A 4,175-nucleotide genomic window follows, 5' to 3' on the forward strand; every position below is an offset into this window, starting at 1 on the left:
AAGTTTTTATTTCGCCATCCGGGTCGCGAAGTCCTTTTTGCGCCGGATGTTCGGGACTATTCACACAAGCTGCTAGTCGGAAGACCAGATTTTTGTCCCACGATCCCCATCGACATAGCCACGAGTAGCAGAATGATGACTCCCAAGGACAACGCGAAGAACGCATCGAGCGGGCTCATGGTGGCTCCGAGCGTGGAACCCACTAACAGTTGAGCCAATGTGGCAAATTGACCAAACCGCATGACCGTCAATGGGACCCATCCGATCTTGCGTTCTTGGGGAAGCACTTCTAACGGGAAGTCATCCGATTGCATGAATGCGTCACTCCCGGCGGTGAGGATGAGCGAGAATGAACGGGTCGGGAGTTCATAAAGACCCTATTGCATTATATCGGATTCAGTACAGGGTATCCCGCATCGGGGCGCATCGCTCTTTGACGCACTTGGGGGAACCACCGCGGTCCTTTGGCAACTGCAAACGACGAGGCACACCGACTGCTCAAGACTTCAGCCGGCTTGATTTCCCAGCCAACGCCTAAGAACACCACGTCCTGTTATCGTTGTGGTAACATGGAATAAATTAGTTTGTCGAAACCCGGGAAACGGGGCCCCTCGTAACCAACAATCCAGCCCCTTGCTGTGGCTGTTGCGCCGTGTGCGCTCGTGCGTGGGTGAATCCGTTCTTGCCACCGCACCGATGTGCCCATCGACGGCGCCGGCCATCTAAGCCCGTTTCACAGAGGTTGTCATGAAAAAAGGAGGGGGCCGGAATGGCCAGCGGGTTATATGCGGCTGCGGCCGCCCTCGCGCTCGTGTTCGTCTTGCGCTTGGTCCAGCGTCTGCGCACAAGCCGTGCGCCGGTGTATCTATGGTGGAGCCTGTCCTTTGCGCTATATGCCCTGGCGTTTATCATGGAAGCGCTGACGGTGGACAACCAATGGCATGTATGGGAATACCAGGTGTATATGATCGGATCAGCGGGTCTAGTTGGCGCCATGTCCGTGGGGACCACCTATTTGGCCTGGCCCCGCTCCAAAATCGCCGCCGGGTATGCCCTCTATTTTGTGGTTGTAGAACTTGCGTTAGTAGTCCTGGCGATCGTGTACCCCCCGACGTTGCATGGGACCTGGGCACTGCTCAACGCCGGGCATGCCATCGTCGGACCGCCGCGTATCGCCTATCTGATGCTGTCAGCGGTGGGAGGCCCGATCGTCGTGATCGGTGCAGGGTGGTCTTGGTGGAAGACGCGGCGGTATCCCATTCTATTAATCGCCGTGGGTGCACTAATCCCCAGTCTGGCCGGGACCTTGGCGTCGCAGGGCCTCACAACCAGCGTTTTTCCGATCCTCAATATCATAGGCTTAATTTTGATTTTCATTGGCTACCTCAATCCACGCCCGCCGTCCCGCCGGCCGACCGCATCTGCATCACGACCCCGCTCTTGAAGACACGGCAGGCCCAGTTTAGGCACTGGATGGGCGTGGTGTTATAGGCGGGTAAGAGATGGCACCTCTAGACATGCCCCGACGGATCGGGCGCCCCATTTCGTGGCACCAAGTTCTCTTTCTTTCGTTCGTGACAAAGTTGCGTTGACCTGCGCCAAGGCCAGCACGTGCCTCCCTAATGCGGCCTTCAGTTGGAATCCATGTCGTCCGGGTATATTTTGGAGTTCTTCTTGAGTACGCTCGAGAAATTGTTCCAGGCAGTAAATCTTGGTACACTGGATCTTAACTTGTTCGACAGTTCACAAAGCGTCTTCCATGAATTGGACCAGTTATCTGCGGCAGAAGATGGGCGCCTTGTTTTCCCTCGACACCTGGTTGCCTACCGAACTGCCCGAATATGCCGTTGGCCTCATGTACACCTTGGGGTCGCTGACCGCATCGAGCTTCGTGATTCTCGTGCTCTCCGGGATTATTATGGCTGCCAATGGTCCGCAATGGTGGACCGTCTCGTCCATCGGGTTTTATCTGCGTGGCATCCACTTTTGGTCGGTTCAGGCCTTTTTCTTTTTCATGATCCTACATCTTTTACGCGTTTTCTTTTCCGGCGCGTGGCGGGGAGGCCGTGAACGGACCTGGCTGCTCGGTACCCTGGCGTTGCTGGTCGCTATTCCCACCGCGTTTACCGGGTATCTCATGCGGGGTGACTTTTACTCGCAATGGAACGCTGTGCAGGCGAAAGACGGCTTAAACGCGCTTGGATTGGCCTGGTTCAATACGTTGAACGCCGGGCAAATGTATGGCCTGCATGTGGTGGTGATGCCGGTGATTTTGGGCGCGATTATTGCCATCCACATTGCCTTCATCCGTATTAAAGGTGTGGTCCCGCCCTATCCCAGCCAAGACGAATTGCAAGAGATTCTGCACGAGGAGGCACATTGATGCGGCATTATCACCCACGCATTGACGTGACGCACCGCTACCGCTATGTCCCGGCCGACTTCGTCAAACACCTCTTAGGCACCACGCTCGTGGTCGCTGTGCTTGCCGTTGTGCTCTCGGGCCTCTTTCACGAACCCGTGCGGCCGGCCCTCAAGATTAACACCTACGCAACCACCCATCCTAAGGAGTTTTTGACGGTAGCCCTCGGCGATCTCAACGGCACCGGGGAGATCGCGAATTACGGCCCGCCCTACAACAATGGCACAGGATCCGTCCAGGATGTCGTCCAGACGTGGGTAGGCGTGATTCACCCGGTGTATCCACGCGAAGATTTTGTCTTAAAGCCGTTGGCCTACGCCGCCCACCTGGACCCCAGCCTCACCCCCGCGCTGCGCCAGTTCACGCACGCCTCGGCAGCACAGCAGGCCCAGTGGGAAGAGGCGTTTGCAACTGCACTCCAGCACGCCCGGGTGCAGGGTCCCCGGGTGCTGGTACCTGCAGGCGCCTATGGGCCGCTCAACACCATGATGCAAGGGATCTTGCGCCTCGGACAAAGTGGATTGATGACAGGGGCGCTCGACCGGAGTCCGGCGGACTACCAGTTTGACAATCAGAATTCCTTGTTGTTCTTGCAGGGCCGTCCCTTGCACAATGCGGCCAAAAAACTCGAGTTGGAAGGCAACCAATGGGGGATCATTCACGAAGAGCGGGCCCCGTACCCCGGCCCCTGGTGGATGACGATTGTTACGGCCATCTACCAGCTGCCCTTTATTGCGAATGCGAGCGCGGCGGACGCGCTGGCCTTGGGATCCGGCATGGTAGTCTTTCTCGTCTTGATGCTGGCTCCCTGGATTCCCGGTATTAATCGCCTCCCTCGCTTGCTGGGCGTCCATCGGTTGATTTGGCGTAAGTATTACGCGAAGCGTCAGTCGGCCCCCGTCGACCTGTCCCGTTCATCATGAAACGGCGTATCGGCATCTTGCGCTTCATCCTTGGTTCGGTGATGGGCGTGCTCGGCTTTGGGCTCATGGGCGTCTCCGTCGTTCCGGTGCGTTGGGGGTCTCTGGCCTTGGGTGTCGTCATGATGGGACTGGGCCTCCTCTTAGCGGTCGGCACCGTGACCGCCCGCAGCCGCCGCCAATAGCGCCCAACGGTGCATAGGATCCAGGTCATTTGAGGCAGGTCAAGCCAGCCCTGGCCCGTCGCATTCCATCGATTTCAGGGAAGCGGGGCCGCGTGGGATCCCCGTTCCCCTCACGCGAGTCCTGCCGGCAGAAAGACGCCGTTCCACGGCTGGCAGCTTCCGCAAACGCATGATGCGTCGCGTCGAGCCAATGTGCTTGGGATTTCAGCAGATCACTTCGCTGCGAGACAGTGCGCGGGACATCTCCGCCTTTAGGCTCAGGTCACGATCTTCAGACCCGGCTGCCAGTCGGTTCATTATCTCTGCACCATGTGAGAAACGTGTCTCCCGGGCGTGCGCAAAGCGGAGGCAAGGTGACCCGGAGAATGTTCGACGACCGCGACATCGTGACCGGGTCGGCGGCGCGCGAATTGGGTCACACTGTGCTCGGCGATGCGCGGTTCACCTAGCGTTTAGTCAAGCTCGTCAGCGCGCTGAGTCAGGAACCGGCAACCGCCATTCCCGATGCCTGTGGGCTGTCCAAGCCCTGGGCTGGCAGGGGAATGTGCGTAAAGGATCCCGCGGCAGACCCTGTTCCTCCTACCTTAGTTTTTTGTGTGAAACCTGTTGTTCTCATTGATTTTTGTGAAATCCCGGGACCTCTGCGAC

At 58.0% G+C, this 4,175-nt stretch carries 5 protein-coding genes; 4 read left to right on the plus strand and 1 reads right to left on the minus strand.

Features of this window, described 5'->3' with window-relative positions; translation table 11 throughout:
- Positions 1–56: 56 nt before the first annotated feature.
- Positions 57–314: a hypothetical protein gene (locus tag HIJ39_RS21725; RefSeq protein ID WP_169103132.1), complete on the minus strand. Its 258-nt coding sequence runs from the start codon at positions 312–314 to the stop codon at positions 57–59.
- Positions 315–769: 455 nt separating this feature from the next.
- Between HIJ39_RS21725 and HIJ39_RS21730 the strand changes: the two genes are divergently transcribed.
- The 4 genes from HIJ39_RS21730 (at position 770) to HIJ39_RS21745 (ending at position 3,527) form a co-directional block, all read left to right on the plus strand.
- Positions 770–1,444 carry a hypothetical protein gene (locus tag HIJ39_RS21730; protein WP_169103133.1) on the plus strand — a complete coding sequence of 225 codons (675 nt, stop codon included), beginning with the start codon at positions 770–772 and terminating at the stop codon, positions 1,442–1,444.
- Positions 1,445–1,759: 315 nt separating this feature from the next.
- The gene (locus tag HIJ39_RS21735) at positions 1,760–2,383 is read left to right on the plus strand and encodes a cytochrome b N-terminal domain-containing protein (protein ID WP_169103134.1); all 624 of its coding nucleotides are present in this window, start codon (positions 1,760–1,762) and stop codon (positions 2,381–2,383) included.
- Positions 2,383–3,345, plus strand: a complete 963-nt coding sequence (locus tag HIJ39_RS21740; RefSeq protein ID WP_169103135.1) for a cytochrome B6 — start codon at positions 2,383–2,385, stop codon at positions 3,343–3,345. The genes HIJ39_RS21735 and HIJ39_RS21740 overlap by 1 nt, the downstream gene beginning before the upstream one ends.
- Complete coding sequence (locus HIJ39_RS21745; protein WP_169103136.1) at positions 3,342–3,527, plus strand: hypothetical protein; 186 nt, start codon at positions 3,342–3,344, stop codon at positions 3,525–3,527. Before HIJ39_RS21740 ends, HIJ39_RS21745 begins: the two co-directional genes overlap by 4 nt.
- Positions 3,528–4,175: the final 648 nt, after the last annotated feature.

The sequence above is a fragment of the Sulfobacillus harzensis genome (assembly GCF_012933365.1).
In the GTDB taxonomy this organism is placed as follows: Bacteria; Bacillota; Sulfobacillia; order Sulfobacillales; family Sulfobacillaceae; genus Sulfobacillus_B; species Sulfobacillus_B harzensis.

Coding starts and splice junctions, on each gene's coding strand:
- HIJ39_RS21725 (WP_169103132.1), bottom strand. CDS start 314: ATGCAATCGGATGACTTCCCGTTAGAAGTGCTTCCCCAAGAACGCAAG.
- HIJ39_RS21740 (WP_169103135.1), top strand. CDS start 2,383: ATGCGGCATTATCACCCACGCATTGACGTGACGCACCGCTACCGCTAT.
- HIJ39_RS21745 (WP_169103136.1), top strand. CDS start 3,342: ATGAAACGGCGTATCGGCATCTTGCGCTTCATCCTTGGTTCGGTGATG.
- HIJ39_RS21730 (WP_169103133.1), top strand. CDS start 770: ATGGCCAGCGGGTTATATGCGGCTGCGGCCGCCCTCGCGCTCGTGTTC.
- HIJ39_RS21735 (WP_169103134.1), top strand. CDS start 1,760: ATGAATTGGACCAGTTATCTGCGGCAGAAGATGGGCGCCTTGTTTTCC.